The organism is Arcicella rosea, assembly GCF_014204325.1.
GTDB classification, from domain to species: domain Bacteria; phylum Bacteroidota; class Bacteroidia; order Cytophagales; family Spirosomataceae; genus Arcicella; species Arcicella rosea_A.
This window is the reverse complement of the sequence record NZ_JACHKT010000014.1, coordinates 1-16098: the sequence shown is the minus strand read 5'-3', so window position 1 is coordinate 16098 and position 16098 is coordinate 1. Positions and strand designations below refer to the sequence as shown.

13 protein-coding genes are annotated in these 16098 nt (G+C 34.3%); 7 read left to right on the top strand and 6 right to left on the bottom strand.

The window, feature by feature from the left end:
- Positions 1-66: 66 nt before the first annotated feature.
- The 5 genes from HNP25_RS10750 (at position 67) to HNP25_RS10730 (ending at position 2210) form a co-directional block, all read left to right on the top strand.
- Complete coding sequence (locus HNP25_RS10750) at positions 67-420, top strand: hypothetical protein (protein WP_184134051.1); 354 nt, start codon at positions 67-69, stop codon at positions 418-420.
- Between the two features lie 4 nt (positions 421-424).
- Positions 425-826 carry a SpoIIAA family protein gene (locus tag HNP25_RS10745; RefSeq protein ID WP_184134050.1) on the top strand — a complete coding sequence of 134 codons (402 nt, stop codon included), beginning with the start codon at positions 425-427 and terminating at the stop codon, positions 824-826.
- Positions 827-836: 10 nt separating this feature from the next.
- Positions 837-1049 carry a hypothetical protein gene (locus HNP25_RS10740; protein ID WP_184134048.1) on the top strand — a complete coding sequence of 71 codons (213 nt, stop codon included), beginning with the start codon at positions 837-839 and terminating at the stop codon, positions 1047-1049.
- 67 nt (positions 1050-1116) lie between these two features.
- A complete protein-coding gene (locus HNP25_RS10735) occupies positions 1117-1734 on the top strand; it encodes an HmuY family protein (protein ID WP_184134046.1) in 618 nt (205 codons plus the stop codon).
- Positions 1735-1877: 143 nt separating this feature from the next.
- Positions 1878-2210, top strand: a complete 333-nt coding sequence (locus HNP25_RS10730) for a DUF6686 family protein (protein WP_184134045.1) — start codon at positions 1878-1880, stop codon at positions 2208-2210.
- A gap of 84 nt (positions 2211-2294) precedes the next feature.
- On the opposite strand, the gene HNP25_RS10725 is transcribed toward HNP25_RS10730, so the two are convergent.
- The 4 genes from HNP25_RS10725 to HNP25_RS10710 form a co-directional block, all read right to left on the bottom strand.
- Positions 2295-3368 (bottom strand): phytase, encoded by a 1074-nt coding sequence (locus HNP25_RS10725; RefSeq protein WP_184134043.1) that lies wholly within the window; start codon positions 3366-3368, stop codon positions 2295-2297.
- Positions 3369-3564: 196 nt separating this feature from the next.
- Positions 3565-4815: a right-handed parallel beta-helix repeat-containing protein gene (locus tag HNP25_RS10720; protein WP_184134042.1), complete on the bottom strand. Its 1251-nt coding sequence runs from the start codon at positions 4813-4815 to the stop codon at positions 3565-3567.
- Between the two features lie 27 nt (positions 4816-4842).
- Complete coding sequence (locus tag HNP25_RS10715; protein ID WP_184134041.1) at positions 4843-7599, bottom strand: TonB-dependent receptor; 2757 nt, start codon at positions 7597-7599, stop codon at positions 4843-4845.
- 281 nt (positions 7600-7880) lie between these two features.
- Positions 7881-9527: a tetratricopeptide repeat protein gene (locus HNP25_RS10710; protein ID WP_184134040.1), complete on the bottom strand. Its 1647-nt coding sequence runs from the start codon at positions 9525-9527 to the stop codon at positions 7881-7883.
- Between the two features lie 263 nt (positions 9528-9790).
- On the opposite strand from HNP25_RS10710, the gene HNP25_RS10705 reads away from it, so the two are divergent.
- Positions 9791-11056 (top strand): alkaline phosphatase family protein, encoded by a 1266-nt coding sequence (locus tag HNP25_RS10705; protein ID WP_184134039.1) that lies wholly within the window; start codon positions 9791-9793, stop codon positions 11054-11056.
- A gap of 113 nt (positions 11057-11169) precedes the next feature.
- Here HNP25_RS10705 and HNP25_RS10700 read toward each other — a convergent pair whose 3' ends face one another.
- Positions 11170-12090 (bottom strand): ParB N-terminal domain-containing protein, encoded by a 921-nt coding sequence (locus HNP25_RS10700; protein ID WP_184134038.1) that lies wholly within the window; start codon positions 12088-12090, stop codon positions 11170-11172.
- 20 nt (positions 12091-12110) lie between these two features.
- The gene (locus tag HNP25_RS10695; RefSeq protein ID WP_184134037.1) at positions 12111-13058 is read right to left on the bottom strand and encodes a ParA family protein; all 948 of its coding nucleotides are present in this window, start codon (positions 13056-13058) and stop codon (positions 12111-12113) included.
- Positions 13059-14227: 1169 nt separating this feature from the next.
- On the opposite strand from HNP25_RS10695, the gene HNP25_RS10690 reads away from it, so the two are divergent.
- Positions 14228-15706 (top strand): replication initiation protein, encoded by a 1479-nt coding sequence (locus HNP25_RS10690; RefSeq protein WP_184134036.1) that lies wholly within the window; start codon positions 14228-14230, stop codon positions 15704-15706.
- Positions 15707-16098: the final 392 nt, after the last annotated feature.

Below are 16098 nucleotides of genomic sequence, written 5' to 3'. Positions count from 1 at the left end.
ATGGTACAAAAACAGTCTTGAATATCAAGGCTGTTTTTAAAAAGCTTTCTACTAAACTTTATCAAGATGAAAGAGATACAACAAAAACATATCATTTTAATCGAAACAGATAATGCCAGTGCTTGGCAATGCAAGTGCTGTAATGAAATACAAATTCAATTCAAAAACACATTGATGACTTTTGAATGGATTTCAATGATTCGTTTTTTGAAAAAATTAAAAGAAGCACCTCATGCCGAAAAATTTTATGTCATAGAATTATGCAATTTAAGAGATATTCCATCAATACAAACAGATGTATTTTCATCAGGAATTTGTTTAAGTAATACCGAAATGAATGAGTTTTTATTTGTATTGCACACAGCCTGTGAAAGAATTGATTTAGACTTAATTTTCAAGAATACACTTCATAACAACTAAGCCAATGGTACAGATTGAAACGCATTTTAAATGCCCTGTTTTTTCGATGAAAATCAGCGGAAAAACTACTCAGGAAGATACCAGAGGCTATTTATCAGAAATGAGTAAATTAATTGGTAAAAATGAGAACTTCGGTTTACTCTTCGATTATCCAGAAGGAAATCTTTGTCGTGAAAGAGGTGTCATCAAACTAGAAACTACTTGGTTCAAACATTATCGTAGAGAGTTTTCAAAACAGTGTTTTGGCATTGCAATCGTTACAAAATCTTTTTTCATGGCAAACGTCTATCACCATATTGTACAATATTTAGCCAAACGTACTTATGGCTGTCCTGTAAATATTTTTGAAAATCGCTCCGATGCTCAAAGATGGTTAATGGACTTGTATTTAACTCCTAAACAATAAAATCAATCAGATGGAAACATTAGTGTTTAAAACAAACATTGCCTCTCCTATTGGCATACAAGCCATTTGGGACGCCCTCAAGTCAATCGGAATTAGCAATTTCAACATTGACTTTCACGATGTGAACAAGATTTTAAAAATTGTATCTGAACAATTTACACCTTGTGAAAAAATCATTAATGCTCTTGCAGGCTTAGGTTATCAATGCGAGAAAATATCTTAACATCAAATTAAATGGCTTTGAGCTAAAGGCTCAAAGCTTTCATTATCATACAATTAACTTACACAAAATGAATTCTTTTCAAAAATTTACCTTATCAACTTTAGTAATTAGTACACTTTTTTCTGCTTGCAAAAAAGACGATGACGTTGTAGTACAACCTGTAAAATCTGAAACAGTAAAAGATTTACCCGCCGACCCAACCACTTCTGTTGGAGCAAACGGACAGCCAACTAGCACAGGAAAATATACTTTTTTTAGTTTTAAAAACGGTATCGTAGCAAGTACAGACTCTGCAAGTTTGAAATGGGACATTGGTTTTAAGGCAACGACAATCATCACAAACGGTGGAACTTCGGGTAGCGGACAAGCCGCTGCTGTAGTGCTAAACGGCATTTTTAATGAAATTACAGAAGTGCCAGCATCGGCTACTTTTGCACAAGACTCAAAAACAGCATTTGCTGTTCCGACAGGTTCTGGAAATGGCTGGTATAGTTATGCAAATGGGATTATTTCACCAACTGCTGGGAAAGTAATCTTAATCAAAACAGCGGAAGGGAAATACGCAAAAGTAGAAATTTTGAGCTATTACAAAGGTGCTCCAACAACGCCTGCTGCCACTGATGCTGCTCGTTATTATACTTTCAGATATGTGTATCAACCTGAAGCGAGTACAAAGTTTAACTGATCATATTGAATCGCTCAATGAGAGAGTAAAAGACATCACTCTCTTGCATAAACTGCCACTGCTTTGCGGTGGTAGTTTTTCTTAAATTCTGGATATAATATCGGAAATTTAAGGTTCAATACTTCTTGCTAAAAGCTATTTTTATGGAAAATTCACACGATTTCAATACATTAACCGAAAATGAAAACGGTTATATTGGCTATTGTCCATGTTGCAGGAAGTACAATCTTGCATACAAAAATTCCTTATTCATTCTCAATGAATTTGAATTTGGTGCTTTTCAGGAAATGTTAGAAAACAGAGTTGGTATTCTTGACTTCTGGACTTCGCACGGCAAAGAATTTATGATGCGAACGCCCTTGAAAAACTATTATATTTTGTGGAAAGAGAGCGAAATTGACGAAGTATTAGAAATGATGGAAGAGATTGCCTTGTTGGTAGAAGCTCATAGAGTTGTTAATATCAATAAAAACTAAAAGTCCTTAAGTGCTAAGTTTGGAGTGTAGAACGAAGAGTAAAACTTATTTGTCATTCATCACTCCGCACTCCAAACTCAACATTTATTTCAGTTCTTTTCCTGCGATATCTTCCCATTTATAGAAATGAAAAGTACGGTCGTCGCTCATGGCGATGAATAATCCCTTTTTGAAAGTACTGTTTAAAGGTACAGAAACTACTTCTGAGCCATCGCTTTGTACGGCTTTTACTTTTACTACTTTCAATAAAGTATGCTCGTGTGGATTTTGAGCTGTTCCTTCACGACTAAAAATATGAAATTGGTTTGCTCCTTGGTCGGAAACCAAAATATAGCCTTTATCTTGGGAAGTCTGATAAATAGAAATTCCTTCGTGGTCTTCTGTAAAACCTGTAGTCGCAAATAAAGCCAATTCTTGATTACCTTTTGAAGGTTCAGCAAAATACTTTCTTACGCCAACGCCTTCATCAGAATAATAGATATAACCCAACTCGTCGTCAACGGCAATGGATTCTATTTCTTTTTTGCCACTGTAAGCTCCAAATTTTCTTACTAAAGTAGCTTTTACTTGTCCTTTTCCGTCATCTTCCAGCAAATATTGCCAAAGATAAGTACCATCTGTTGGACCAGATTTTCTTCCGACAATCGCATAAATTTCCCCTGCTTTATTTTTGTATAAGGCAATGCCCATCAAATCACGAAACTCTGCTCCTGTTTCATTCTCAAAAACTTCAATGCCTCCATTATCAACAGGTTTCATGTCTGGCAAAGCGTAAATTCGGAGTTTATGCGTAAAACGTTCTGTTGTTACTGCAATGTCTGTGGCTTTGTTATTGAGTTTTAAACCATACTCAATATCCACATTATCAGGTCTTTTCAGGTTACGAACTACTTTATCTTCTTGAATTTTTCCTTGTAAATCATACACATACAAAGCTCCGTCAATGTCTTTATCTGTACCAATCACCAGACTTTTGCTGGCATCTTGTGGATTAATCCAAACTGCTGGGTCGTCGGTATCGTGTTTTACAGGTTCAGTGATAAAAGTAGGCTGAATAACCTGTTGTTCGCTGTTATTAGTTTTTGTTTGAACTGCTACTTGTTTACAAGCAGTAAGCGAAAAGCCAAGCAAAAAAATGGTTAAAAACCGATGATTCATTATTTATCTTTTTTTTAATTGTGAGTTAGATATTGAGTGAGTTAGTGAGTTGTGATTGAGTGATTAAAAGGTTAATAACTCATCAAAAATTCAATGATTGTTATTTGTTTGATTATTATTTTATCAATCACTAATTCACTCAATCACTAACACACTCAATATCTAACTCACTCAATAACAACTCACTAACTCACAATTATTTAACTCCAAAAGCACCAATATAAGAAGCTGGTTCTGGCGATTTGTAGGTTTGTCCGTTAATCGTAATTCCGTCTTTGAAATTTCTGGTGAAAGTAGTAATTCCTTTGTTCAAGGCTGGCGAACCTGTCGCCAAGTGAAAATCCCAAGAAGTAGAGAAATCTGCATTTGATTGACTCGTACTTACTGGATAATTCACAAATTTAGGGTCGTTATCGCCTGCTTTATTACTGATAATATCGTTTGTTCCAGTTAAGATTTCAGCACTTGGTTGGAATTGCGTTGCTCCTTCTTGAGAATACGAATAATACAAAGAATTACTTGCCTTAGAACGACTATCTTCTGGTTTCTTCACATCTCTTTTGATACCGAAACGAGTATTTGCCATCAAATTATTGTACAATTCTGCACGCACACTTGCTTCTAACCAGATAGAACCACCTTTAATCGTTGGTCTTCTCCAGCCTGTGTTTACAATCGTGTTGTTGTAAGCAACCACATAAGCTTGTGGAGTACGGTCGCCAGAATTTGATAATTTCAAAGCGTTTGTGTTAGTGCTGTAAATCAAATTATAGGCAACGTCAGCCACACAACCTGATTTAATATTAATGCCTTCGCCACCGCTTTCGCCCGTTGTATGAAAAGTATTATTGGTAAAAATGATACTTCCTCCTTCCAAATAAGTACAGTCGTCTTGCCAAAAACGAACGGTTGAATTTTGCATCACTAATTTTCCTGCGGTATTTGAAAACCAGATTGCTGGGTCGAATTCACCGCTAACGGCTTTGTATAAACCTTGCTTTACAGAAGTTGAAGATTCTGTCGTTACTGCTCCGCCATATTCTAAAATCGCATTGCTGATTACTAATTCAGAACAAGTTTTTGAAGCCAAAATTCCGCCCCATAATTTACCAAATTTGTTTTTGGTAATTCTTGCTCCTTCTGGAACGGTCAATTTCACTGGACTCGCCGTACTTCCCAACACATACAAATTACCGTTTACGATGATTTCTGGCTTAGTCGTTGTATCCATTACTACGGTTACGCCTTCTTCAATCGTCAAGCTTTTTCCTGCTGGAATGATAATATCTGTTTTTACTTGAATGATAGAGCCTTTTGCCCAAGTACCTGATACTTCACCTGTTACCGACTGCTCAACAACTGGTGTTGTCGTATTGTCGTCTTTGCTACACGCAGCGAACAAGGTCATCAATAAAAAGATGCCCACAAACATTTTTGAATTTTTCATGATAAGGATAAATGTTAAAATTTTGTTTTAGTATTTGAATTTTATGCCGATTAAATAACTTCTTTGATAAAAATCTTCCCGAATCAAAGTTTTGCCATTACTGCTGGCTTGATCTGGAATATTACTGTTTACGGGGTTGGTATTTTTAATGAAAACTCGCATGGGCGTATTCAATAAATTGTTGGCTTTGGCAAAAATCACCCAGCGGTCGTTGAGTTTCTTTTCTACCGAAAAATCCATTTGAATAAAGGCTTCTTGCCACAAATCATTGTCTAAAAACTGCGAAACGGTATTGATACGGTCTCCTGTGTACGAAGCCGCTAACTGGGCATCCCAACCTGTTTTATTATTTTTATAGAGTAAAGAAAAATTACCGATATGTTCTGATTGTCCATAAAGTGGACGAGTTTGATTGACGGAAATAGAACTCAAATTCCCTGCATTATCACGCACTCTGATATTCTTTTTGGTGGTGATAGAAGAGTTGGTATAAGTATAATTCGCTTTGATTCCGAAGTTTTTAAAATACTTGATGGCATCTAATTCAAAACCATAATTATTGGCATTGCCGAAATTACCGGGCGTATAAAAAACATCTTGCCCACGGGTTTCATCTACTTGTAAAGTATATTCAATCGGATTTTTGATTGCCTTATAAAAAATCCCTGCCATTACTTGGTCTGTTGGATTGGGAAAGTACTCGTATCGTAAATCAATATTATCCGCAATGGCACGCTGTAAATCTGGATTTCCTCTTTCTTGAAATTCTTCGTTTACGACTTTTCCCGGTACTATTTCAAAAAATCCAGGACGATTGATTGAACGGAAATAAGAAGTACGCAGGTTTTGAGCGTCGCTCAAACTATGCTTGATATTCAAACTTGGTAAAAAATCGGTATAAACCTGATTGCCCGAAGGACGAAGTTCGCCCAATGGAAAAAGCATTTGATAACCTTGGTCTGTATGTTCTACCCGCATTCCACCGATAATTTGCGTAGCTTTTGTACTCAATTTTGCCATTAAATACCCTGCCGCAATTTTTTCAGTAGCATCATAATTCAAAGCAGAAGCGACTGTTCCTCTTGGATTTTGAACGGTAAAATTTACTTCGTCGTAGCTGTTAAAATCTTTTCCGTAAACCGCCAAAAGATTGGTTGGTTGTAGGATGTAATTATTATAAAAATTATTTCTTTGCTTATCTCGATACAATACGCCCGTACTGATTTCCAATGGATTACCTTTCAATTCACTTAAATAAGTTAGATTCAAGTAAGTCGCTAAATCTCGGTCGTCGTTATGTTCCCAACGTCGGCTACTTTGTTGCGGATAGATTTTCGTTTCTACAAAATTTTCTCTTTTACCCAATACGCTAAAACTGGTATTATCTGGCGTTTGATTTGAGGCCGTAGAATATACAGCCGACCAATTGAATTTTAATTTGTCGTTTAATTGATGCGTTCCTTGCAAAGTACTGTTGAAAATTTGCTGTTGGGTTACTCTTGAACGAATGCCGAAAGTTAAGCCTGCATTTCCTTTTTCGGGGTCGTAGCCACCCGAAGAGTATTCTGTGGTTTTGGTATCACGCAATTGTTCATTCAGCAAATTCATGTAGGCATTGTACCATTGAATTTTATTGTTTTCGTTCAAGCGAAAATCTATTTTAGCGTGCAAACCCAAACGCTCCTGACGCTCAGAGTATTGGCGTTCTGCCAAACTGGTAATTCTTGACGTTCTTTCGGTATCATACACCGTTGAAGAGTAAAATTTACTATTACTGCCACGATAAGTATTCTGATAACTTCCTGCTAAAATTACCCCCAAACGGTTTTGTAGGAAGCGGTTTCCAATAGAGAAACCGCCTACAAGGTTTGGAATAGGTTTTTTGCTTTGAAGTGTTAGTGTTCCTTTTGGAAAATCTTTGGCTGTGGCTGAATAAGTATTTCCGTTTAATTCATAAGGCGATAATTGCTGAATCTGACTGGCATTGAAACTTGTAAAATCACGATTCATAAATAATTCATTATAACCGCCTGCCAAATTTCCTTTGATTTCTAACTGATTTGGTGCGTCTTTCATCACCATATTTACTACACCGCCAACGGCATCACCTTCTAAATCAGGCGTTAAGGTTTTGAATACTTCTAATCGTCCTAACAATTCTGAAGGAAAAATATCTAAAGGCACATAACGATACTTATTGTCGGGACTTGGAATTTTGATGCCATTCACCAAAGTATAATTGTAACGCTTGTCCATGCCTCGCAAAATGGCGTATTGTCCATCGCCATTGCTATTGCGTTCAATAGAAACGCCCGATACTCTTTGGATTAAATTTGCCACCGTCAAATCTGGTGAAATTTCTATGGCTCTTCCCGAAACAATATTCATCAACTGATTGGCTTTTCGTTCTGAAAAACGAGCAGAATTTTCGGTTGATTTATCGGCACTGGCTCTTACTACTACTTCATTCAAAGACTGTTTTACGTCTGGCTCTAAACTAAAGCTTAGAAAAAGGTCTTCTTTGCCAATCGTGATTTCTTTGGTGACACTCTGATATGAAACATAGCTAATTTTTATTTGATATTTCCCTGCTGGCAATTGCTTGATGCTGAAAGAACCGTCTAAACCTGTGGCATCATAAAAGCCTTTTTTATCCAATCTTACATTCGCTCCAATCAAAGGTTCTCCTGTTTCTTTGTCGATTACTTTTCCACTAAATGTTCCTGAAAAAGCGGTAAATGACAGTAGGATAAAACAACTTATTAGGCTGTAAATTCTGTTCATGTTTTCTTTGTATTGCTTTTATTTCACTTGCTGATATTTTACTCGTAAGAGAAATAAAAATTTATTTGCACTCGTTTTTTTGATGAGACAAAGGTGCAAATACAATCAGAACAGAAGCAAATTTTGGGCGTTACAAAAAAGCAACAGCGTTACAAAGCCCATAAACAAGAAGGCAACAAGAGTAACAAACACAATACAAGTAGCTGATTTTCAGTAATATAAAAATTGACTTTCGATACATTATCAAATTGTTACCGTTACATTTCTAAATCATTAAGCACTTATAAAGCTTGAATAAATGCCGAAAGACTATCACCTTGAGCAAGGTTTAATTTCTTTCGTAATCGGTATCGAACTACTCTTAAACTATCTTGAGAGATGCCCAAGAGGGAAGAAATATCGGCAGAAGTAAGATTCATTTTTAGCAAAGCAATCAATCGTAAATCATTTGCCGTAAGGTTATCGGAAGTAGCTTTTAGTTTATCAAAAAAGCTTTGGTGTACTTGTTCAAAAATTCCTCTAAATTCTTCCCAATACTGGTCGTGATTAAAACTTTGGTTGATTTCCTGCATGATTTGTCGAAGCTGACGTTTGGGGTCTCGGCGGTCGTCTTTAATCATTTCTTCTAATCGGTGATAGAGCTTTTCAAGCAATTGGTTTTTCTGAATCACGTGCAACGTATGCGAACTCAATTCTTTTGATTTAATTTCCAACAGATTTTTTAGGTTTTCTTCTTCCAATACTTTGTTGCGTAAAGCTACTTCCATCAAGGTTTTTTGTGTTTCATACACATGATTTTTTTCTTCATTCAAAAAACGTTCACTCTTAATTTTCAAACGCTGGCGACTAATGATAACCGTTGCCAAAGCTGCCAACAAAATCGTAACAATTCCAATGGCAAAACCAATAATTTGATTCGTCTTTCGGGCATTATTCAGTTGCTCTATTTCATTATTTTTTTTCGTAATGTCGTACATCACTTGTAGCAAAGCCAGTTGTTTATTGCTGTTTTCGTCGTAAATATCCAAAGCCGTTTTTCGACTTAATTCTAAATAATGAAAAGCACTGTCATTCCGACCCATTAAATTAAATCCTTTCGCAATGTCTCGATAAGCACCCGATAATTGATACGTTTCCTTAGAAACCAAAGCCAAATCCAAGGCTTTTTTTGAATACCCCAAACCCTCTTTTAGCTTTCCTGTTTTCCTCAAAACATCGCCCAAATTATTCAGTACTTCAATTTGAGCAATGTGATTTTTAGTTTTTTGATTGACTACAAATGCTTGTTGATAATAAAAATAAGCCGAATCGTAGCGTGCTAAATCTTCATAAATACTTCCGATATTTTCATAAATCTTAGACATTCCCTGACGATTATTGATTTTTTGGTAATGACTCATCGCTTGTCGCTGATAGGTAAAGGCACTATCGTACTTCTGTTGTTTTTCGTACAATTGCCCGATTTTACCCAAAGTATTCGCCATGCCCAAGTCATTCTGATTACTTTTATAAATAGCAAAAGCTTCATCGTAATGTTGGCGAGCAAGCTTTCGCTGACGATTATAGTAATACAAAACACCTAAATCGTTTAAGTTTTCTGCCAATAAATCTTTCTTCTGATTCGCCTTGAATAGCTTACCGGCTTGTAAATGAAAATCCAAAGCCTGCGGATAATGCCCAAAATGATAACAGATTTGTCCCATTTGTTGCAAGTAAATGCCTGCCTGTACGGCATCTTTCTGCTCGTTGGCTTTCGTATATTTTTCTTTCAACAGCCTAAAAGTAGCGTCTGGATTATGCGAGAATAATCCAATATTTTCATTCTCGTCTTGTTTAAGCGATTGTGAAAAAATGTTGGGCAGAAAAAGAATGATTAGCAAAAAGCTTTTCAGAAAACGAAAAAGGAAGTAATGTTTGAAGTAATTCATAAGGAATATCAAATAAAAAATCTTTCAAATTTCCACTTGATACTTCTCATAATTTGTACGCCACACAGAAGTTTAACAAACATTTAATGTAACGATGATGTGCTTCGATATTTTAAATTTGATTTTTGTGCCGATTTGATGAAGGAAAAGAACAAGTTTTTGATTTTTGACTAGTTATGGGCTAAATTGCTTTTACAGATTTTACAAATCATCAATTCACTTCAACAAATTTTAAAGCCTATCAATTTTTGATAGTATTTCAAATGAAAAAATCAACAAAACTATTCTTCTTCGTTCTTTCATATTTGTGTTTGTACAATGGCTTTTCTCAGGATTTAACACAGCAAATCATTCCAAACCGTACAAATAGCCAAGAACAGCAGCAAAAACCTTATGTTATATTAATTTCAGCAGATGGTTTTAGGGCAGATTTTACTGATAAATATCAAGCAAAAAATCTTCGTAAACTAAGTAATGATGGCGTAACGGCTTCGTTTATGCTTCCTTCTTTTCCATCACTTACTTTCCCAAACCATTATAGCATCGTTACAGGAATGTATCCTTCTCATCATGGTTTGGTTGATAATTCATTTTATGATGCTCAACGCCAAGAAAATTATGGAATGAGTAATAAAAAAGCCGTTGCCGATGGCTCTTGGTATGGCGGAACGCCACTTTGGGTTTTGGCAGAAAAACAACAGATGCTCAGTGCCAGCTTTTATTGGGTGGCTTCTGAAAGTAATATTCAAGGTATTTTGCCTACTTATTATTACAATTACAACGAGAAAATTGATATTGATACTCGTATCCAAACGGTAAAAAACTGGTTGCAATTGCCAGAAGATAAACGTCCGCATATTATTACTTTCTATTTTCCTGAAGTAGATCACGAAGCACATACTTATGGACCAGATTCAAAAGAAACTGAAGAAGCCGTACATTTTGTCGATAAAAGTATTGGGAAACTCGTAGCTACGGTAGATTCACTTCATTTGCCAATAAACTTTGTTTTTGTTTCTGACCACGGAATGACTAAAGTTGAAAACGAACATCCAATGCTTTTACCTGCTGCGATTGACCCCACCAAATTTATCATTCCTCGTGGCGATGCTTTACTCCAGCTTTATGCAAAAGACAAAAAAGACATTTTGCCAACTTACAAAGCCTTGAAAAAAGAAGCGAAAGATTTTGATGTGTATTTGAAGAAAGATATTCCAAGCCGTTGGCATTACGCAAAAAAAGACGACAAGTATAATCGTATTGGTGATATTTTGCTTGTACCGCATTTACCAAAAGTATTTGGCATTACGGGAAAATCAACTACCCCAGGCAAACACGGTTTCGACCCAGCTTTGGAGGATATGCACGCAACATTTTTTGCTTGGGGACCAGCTTTTAAATCACAAACAAAAATTGACGGATTTGAAAACGTGAATATTTATCCAATGATTAGCAAAATTCTTGGCTTAAAATACGAGCATAAAATCGACGGTAAACTGAAAGTTTTAGACGGAATTTTAAAGAAGTAAAACGAAAAAGCTCAGATGGTCAAAATGTCCATCTGAGCTTTTTTTTAAAATTCATTAATTTCTATCTGGTCAATTATTTTTCCTAATGGACATTTTGACCATCTGACAAATACTTAGTTTAATATCATTTTGAATTCTTGTAAAGCAATTTCAACTGCTTCAAAAGCTTGAATACTTCTGGTTTGATAAGCTTCGTTAATCGTACTTAAAACTTTGTTATATTTTTCTTGAGCAATATCAATTTGATTATTCTCTGTACTTTTCTCTTTTGTTACTTGTTGTAAAATTTCATCTACTTTTTCAATATCATCAATTGATTGGTTTTCTTCATTCGATTTTGCTAATAATTGAATTTTATTTTTGTCAACTTTCTTCTTGCCCGAAAGTACTTCATTACGAAGTGTAGGTGTTAGTTTTTCTAATCCTTCGGCAAAAGCGGCATCTCTTCTAATTGTCTTTTCACCAACGTTATACTCTTTTGCTAATCTTTCAGCAGTGGTAATTTTAGGTTCTTTCTCCAAATGGACATTTTGACCATCTGAATCTATTTCCTCTTTTTTGCCTTGTAAATTATCAATAACATCGTTTTTCTCAGTGTTATAGCGTAATCCACGTAAATACGAAGCCTGCTGTGCATTCAAGTTTCTTCGTCCCAATTGCAAATCAATCATGTGTTCTTTTACTTCTTTAAAAGAATTGAACGACAATAATTGAACATTGAAAGTAATCCCAAATTCCTTGCAAATTCCGTAACGGTTGTGTCCATCAATTAACACATAAGCTGGCTCTTCTCTGCTTCCTAGACCAATAACATCTTTGGTAGTTTCCCAAAGCAACAAAGGGTCTTTACAGCCATTTGCCAATAAATTAGCTTTTAGTTGTGCCAATTCGGCATCTAACAGTGGCGGAATAAAGCTTTTTAATTCTTCAAGAACAGTAATATTCTGTTTAATCGATTCCAAGGGTGAAAAACTACTATTTGTGATAGCTACTCTCGCTTTTTCAGCAATCGACATTTTGATATTCTTTGCCATTTTCTAAAATGTTAACTGATTTAAAATAATGATAAGTATTCGTCACAAAATTCTTCGTAGCATTTTGCCGCTTCTGAATCTTTGTCAAACGTTCTGATAGGAATTTGCTCTATCTGTGCTTTTTGAAAAGCAATCAAGTGCTTAATCTCTTTATCAAATACTTTGGTATGCGGGAAAATACTTCTCACAGTCTCTTTAATACCATCGTGAACGGTATTTTTCCTAACCATCGTAAACACAATTCCATCCACTTGTAAAGCTGGATTAAATATCTGACGAGCTTCCGAAATGCGTTCTAATAAAGTGTTTAAGCCTTTTAAAGCCGACATTTCAGGCAAAAGAGTAATTAAGCAACTATTAGAAGCCTGCATCGCACTCATCGTAAGAATATTCAATGACGGCGGACAGTCAATCAAGATGAAATCATAATTCTGACTCAATCTCGCAATCAATATTTTCAAACGTTGCTCTCCTCCTACTTTATTTACTAATTCTGTTTCAGCTTTTGCTAATTCAATATCAGAAGGGGCAATGTCTAAGTTTTCACCAATATTATAGATGGGTAAATCGGCTAATTTCACCAAACTTGTATAAACTTGTTGCTCATCACGAATCTGTACATCAAAAATTTGGCTCAAATTTCCCTGTGGATCTAAATCAATAATTAATACTTTAAAGCCTTTTTTGGCAATTGCTTCACCCAAATATCCTGTCGTTGTGGTTTTACCAACTCCCCCTTTATGATTGATTACCGAAACTACTCTAGCCTTTTCATACAAATCAATTGAAAACCCATAAGAAGTAACCACTGGCAAAAGTAGCTCTAAATGCTTTTCACTTAAATTACGTTCACCTTTCAATGCTTTGGCTAAAGTATCCTTCGCCAGTCCTGCTTCTCTCTCTAATGTCGCCACTGAAATGGCATTTCTTCTTCTGAGAAATCTCAATAATAATTCTTGAGTCAACATTTATATAATGATTTGAAATGAAAATATTATCAAATGTACTGGTTTTGCATGATATATTATGCAAAATTTTACAAAAAGCATAAAATTTCATACAAACGTTTTTTGTAAAAAATAAAAATTAAAAAATCTCTCTCTCAATTTTTATTTTTTGAGAGAGGCTTTTTTAAATATATTTTTAAAAGAGTTTTTTAATATATTTTTTAGTACCTCTGTAATCAATTGAAAATCAGATTGTTATATCATATTTTGGCAACAAATTGTAGGTGGTTTGGCAACAAATTGTAGGTGGTTTGGCAACAAATTGTAGGTGATAGGCAACAAATTGTAGGTAATTAAGCAACAAATTGTAGGTATTAGGCAACAAATTGTAGGTGTTAAGCAACAAAATGTAGGTAAACGATGATTATGAATAAAATCAATATTCTTTAAGTTAATGATTTATAGATATTTATAAAATCGTTAGGCAACAAATTGTAGGTTTGAGTACAAATTACTAGAAAAAAACTTGGAAATGTCGATAATCTTCTTGCTTTGAAGTATTAGGCAACAAAATGTAGGTAAAAGCATATTTTTCACTTTTAAAAATATGCTTTTCAAAAAGCGTTTTTCATCCTTTCTATTTATCCATTTTGTTTATCAAGCCTAAAGTAAATATGGTCTTCCTTTCTATCAATTAGGCAACAAATTGTAGGTGTATTTTGAGGCTTTATTTGTTGCTTTTCTACTTGAATTAAGCAACAAATTGTAGGTGAAAATATGATATAAGCTTTACATGATGTTTTACGACTAATTAAGCAACAAATTGTAGGTAAAATACAGATATGCTAGTCTATATACTCTCTTTAATATCATCGTACATCAATTCTTTGCTACTTTAAACCAATTCCATGTTTTAGAAAGAGATGAAGTCTATCAAATATCTTAATTATGCAACAAATTGTAGGTATTCTTATGAAATATGAGCTTTTCGTCCTGATTAATTCATATTTTATTAGGCAACAAATTGTAGGTAAGTAATTATATAGAGGAGATTTTCGAATGATAATCTTTGGTTTTGTCTATTAAAAATACGACCTAAATATGCTATTAAAAAAGGATACTATTTGGAAACATTTTTTTGTAAAGTTGCCAAAAGAAATTAGTTTTGTAATTAGGTAACCAATATGCAGATGAAAAATGAATTAGAACCAAGCTTAAGTATTGAATTATTTCAGAATAATCCAGATTACCTGATTTTCAACAATCCATTAGCTAATCCCAAATTCATCAGAAGAATTTCTAAGAATGAATCGGTTTCGGTAGATGATATTTATACAAGAAAACTATTCATTGAAATAGCTTCTCGTCTAAAGCCCTCACATTTGTTCGGAATGGAGCAAAACGAAAGTGTTTGCTTTACCATTCATATTAAAGACTTTTTAGAAAGAATAGGAGTAACCCATAAAAAGGGCTATAATTATTTGATAGAAAGTGCTGAAATGCTTCAAACGACTTTATTAAAGTGGCGTGAAGGAAAATTAGAAGTAAGTACGACGATTATTTCTCAAATGATTCATGACGAAGGTTCTGGTAAAATACAGCTTTTTATCGTGCGAGATTTAGCTCAAAAGATTCTTGAAGTAAATGAAAGAGAGAATTTTAGTTTCTTGAAAGAGAACTTCTTTAGATTACAGAATAGCCAATCGATTAAATTATATCCATTTTTCAAGTCTTGGTTAAACAAAGGCTTCTATGAAATAGACATTGAACGCTTCAAAATTCAATTTGAATACAATACCAGTGGATATTTGAAATTCTCTAATCTTGAGAAAAGAGTACTCATCCCAGCCATTGAAGAAATCAATGATAAAACAGACATCTTTATTACTTATCAAAAAAAAGGAACGAACCTTGATAAACTACGCCCTAAAATAACAGGATTATTGTTTTTCATTAAGTTAAAAAAGAAAGCCTCATCAACCGACGACGATGCTATTAGAATGATTGAATTCGAAAGTTTCTCAGAAATGAAAGAACCTTTGAAGCAAGAAGAACAACCCGAGAATAATAATACATACTTATATACACTCTTCAAGAAGATTAATTTAGTAGAGAAACCAGAAATAAATACCATAGAAATAGAAATAGATACTTATGTAGAAAACAACGGGAGGGAATTAGTAGAAGATTGTTTCAATGCTTTGATAGATAAAAAAGTAATAGTACGAAGTATGGCATACTTTAGTACGAAAAATCTGTTCGAGCAACATCAAGGTTATACCAAACAGAAAAAGAAGAAAGTAGAAGAGAAAAAACAGAAGATAAAGCAGGAAGCAGAGAAAGCCAATAGACAAGAGGAGTTTAAAAGACTTGTGATGTTATTTAAAGAAGCAGAACTGAATTACTTTGAAAGAAGATACGATGCTTTGAATGATAATGACAAGCTTATCTTAATAAATGAAATGCAAGACGCAGGACGAAATAGCGAATGGTATTTCAGTATAGATAACCAACCAACTCAAATTGCCAAACAGCACATGGGCATGATTTTCTCATTAAGAGATCTATATAATCCTTATAACCGATTAGAAAAATTCCAATATTGGATGAGTAAAGAAGGAAGAGAAGTAGAAATATCTGATGATATGATACAATTGCTAAATTATTAGGCATCTACGCATCAGTAAGTCGTAAATATCCAAGTTACTTTCAATGAGTGGCTTGGATATTTTAGTTTTATCTAGGCTTAGATTAATTCTTACAAAAAACACAACATGTTTATTTTTTGTTTTTTTATAAATATTCTAATTAGATAAAATTGAGTAGTTTTTGTCATTACTTTTTAATCATTTTTTCTGAAAAATATTTTCGATTTTAACTTATTGAAAAACAGAATACTTATAAAATATTTTCAAAAAAAGTCAATTTTTTTTAGGTGTAGCCATTGTATTTAAAAATAAAGCTTGCATCTTTGCACTCCCAAACGACGCCAACGGGTTGAGAAGAGGGAGCAATTAGGAAGATAATTGTAGCTAGATTTGGTAAGATTGAGAGATTAGTC

Coding starts and splice junctions, on each gene's coding strand:
- HNP25_RS10700 (WP_184134038.1), bottom strand. CDS start 12,090: ATGGCAAAGAATATCAAAATGTCGATTGCTGAAAAAGCGAGAGTAGCT.
- HNP25_RS10750 (WP_184134051.1), top strand. CDS start 67: ATGAAAGAGATACAACAAAAACATATCATTTTAATCGAAACAGATAAT.
- HNP25_RS10725 (WP_184134043.1), bottom strand. CDS start 3,368: ATGAATCATCGGTTTTTAACCATTTTTTTGCTTGGCTTTTCGCTTACT.
- HNP25_RS10695 (WP_184134037.1), bottom strand. CDS start 13,058: ATGTTGACTCAAGAATTATTATTGAGATTTCTCAGAAGAAGAAATGCC.
- HNP25_RS10730 (WP_184134045.1), top strand. CDS start 1,878: ATGGAAAATTCACACGATTTCAATACATTAACCGAAAATGAAAACGGT.
- HNP25_RS10740 (WP_184134048.1), top strand. CDS start 837: ATGGAAACATTAGTGTTTAAAACAAACATTGCCTCTCCTATTGGCATA.
- HNP25_RS10720 (WP_184134042.1), bottom strand. CDS start 4,815: ATGAAAAATTCAAAAATGTTTGTGGGCATCTTTTTATTGATGACCTTG.
- HNP25_RS10735 (WP_184134046.1), top strand. CDS start 1,117: ATGAATTCTTTTCAAAAATTTACCTTATCAACTTTAGTAATTAGTACA.
- HNP25_RS10715 (WP_184134041.1), bottom strand. CDS start 7,599: ATGAACAGAATTTACAGCCTAATAAGTTGTTTTATCCTACTGTCATTT.
- HNP25_RS10745 (WP_184134050.1), top strand. CDS start 425: ATGGTACAGATTGAAACGCATTTTAAATGCCCTGTTTTTTCGATGAAA.
- HNP25_RS10710 (WP_184134040.1), bottom strand. CDS start 9,527: ATGAATTACTTCAAACATTACTTCCTTTTTCGTTTTCTGAAAAGCTTT.
- HNP25_RS10705 (WP_184134039.1), top strand. CDS start 9,791: ATGAAAAAATCAACAAAACTATTCTTCTTCGTTCTTTCATATTTGTGT.
- HNP25_RS10690 (WP_184134036.1), top strand. CDS start 14,228: ATGAAAAATGAATTAGAACCAAGCTTAAGTATTGAATTATTTCAGAAT.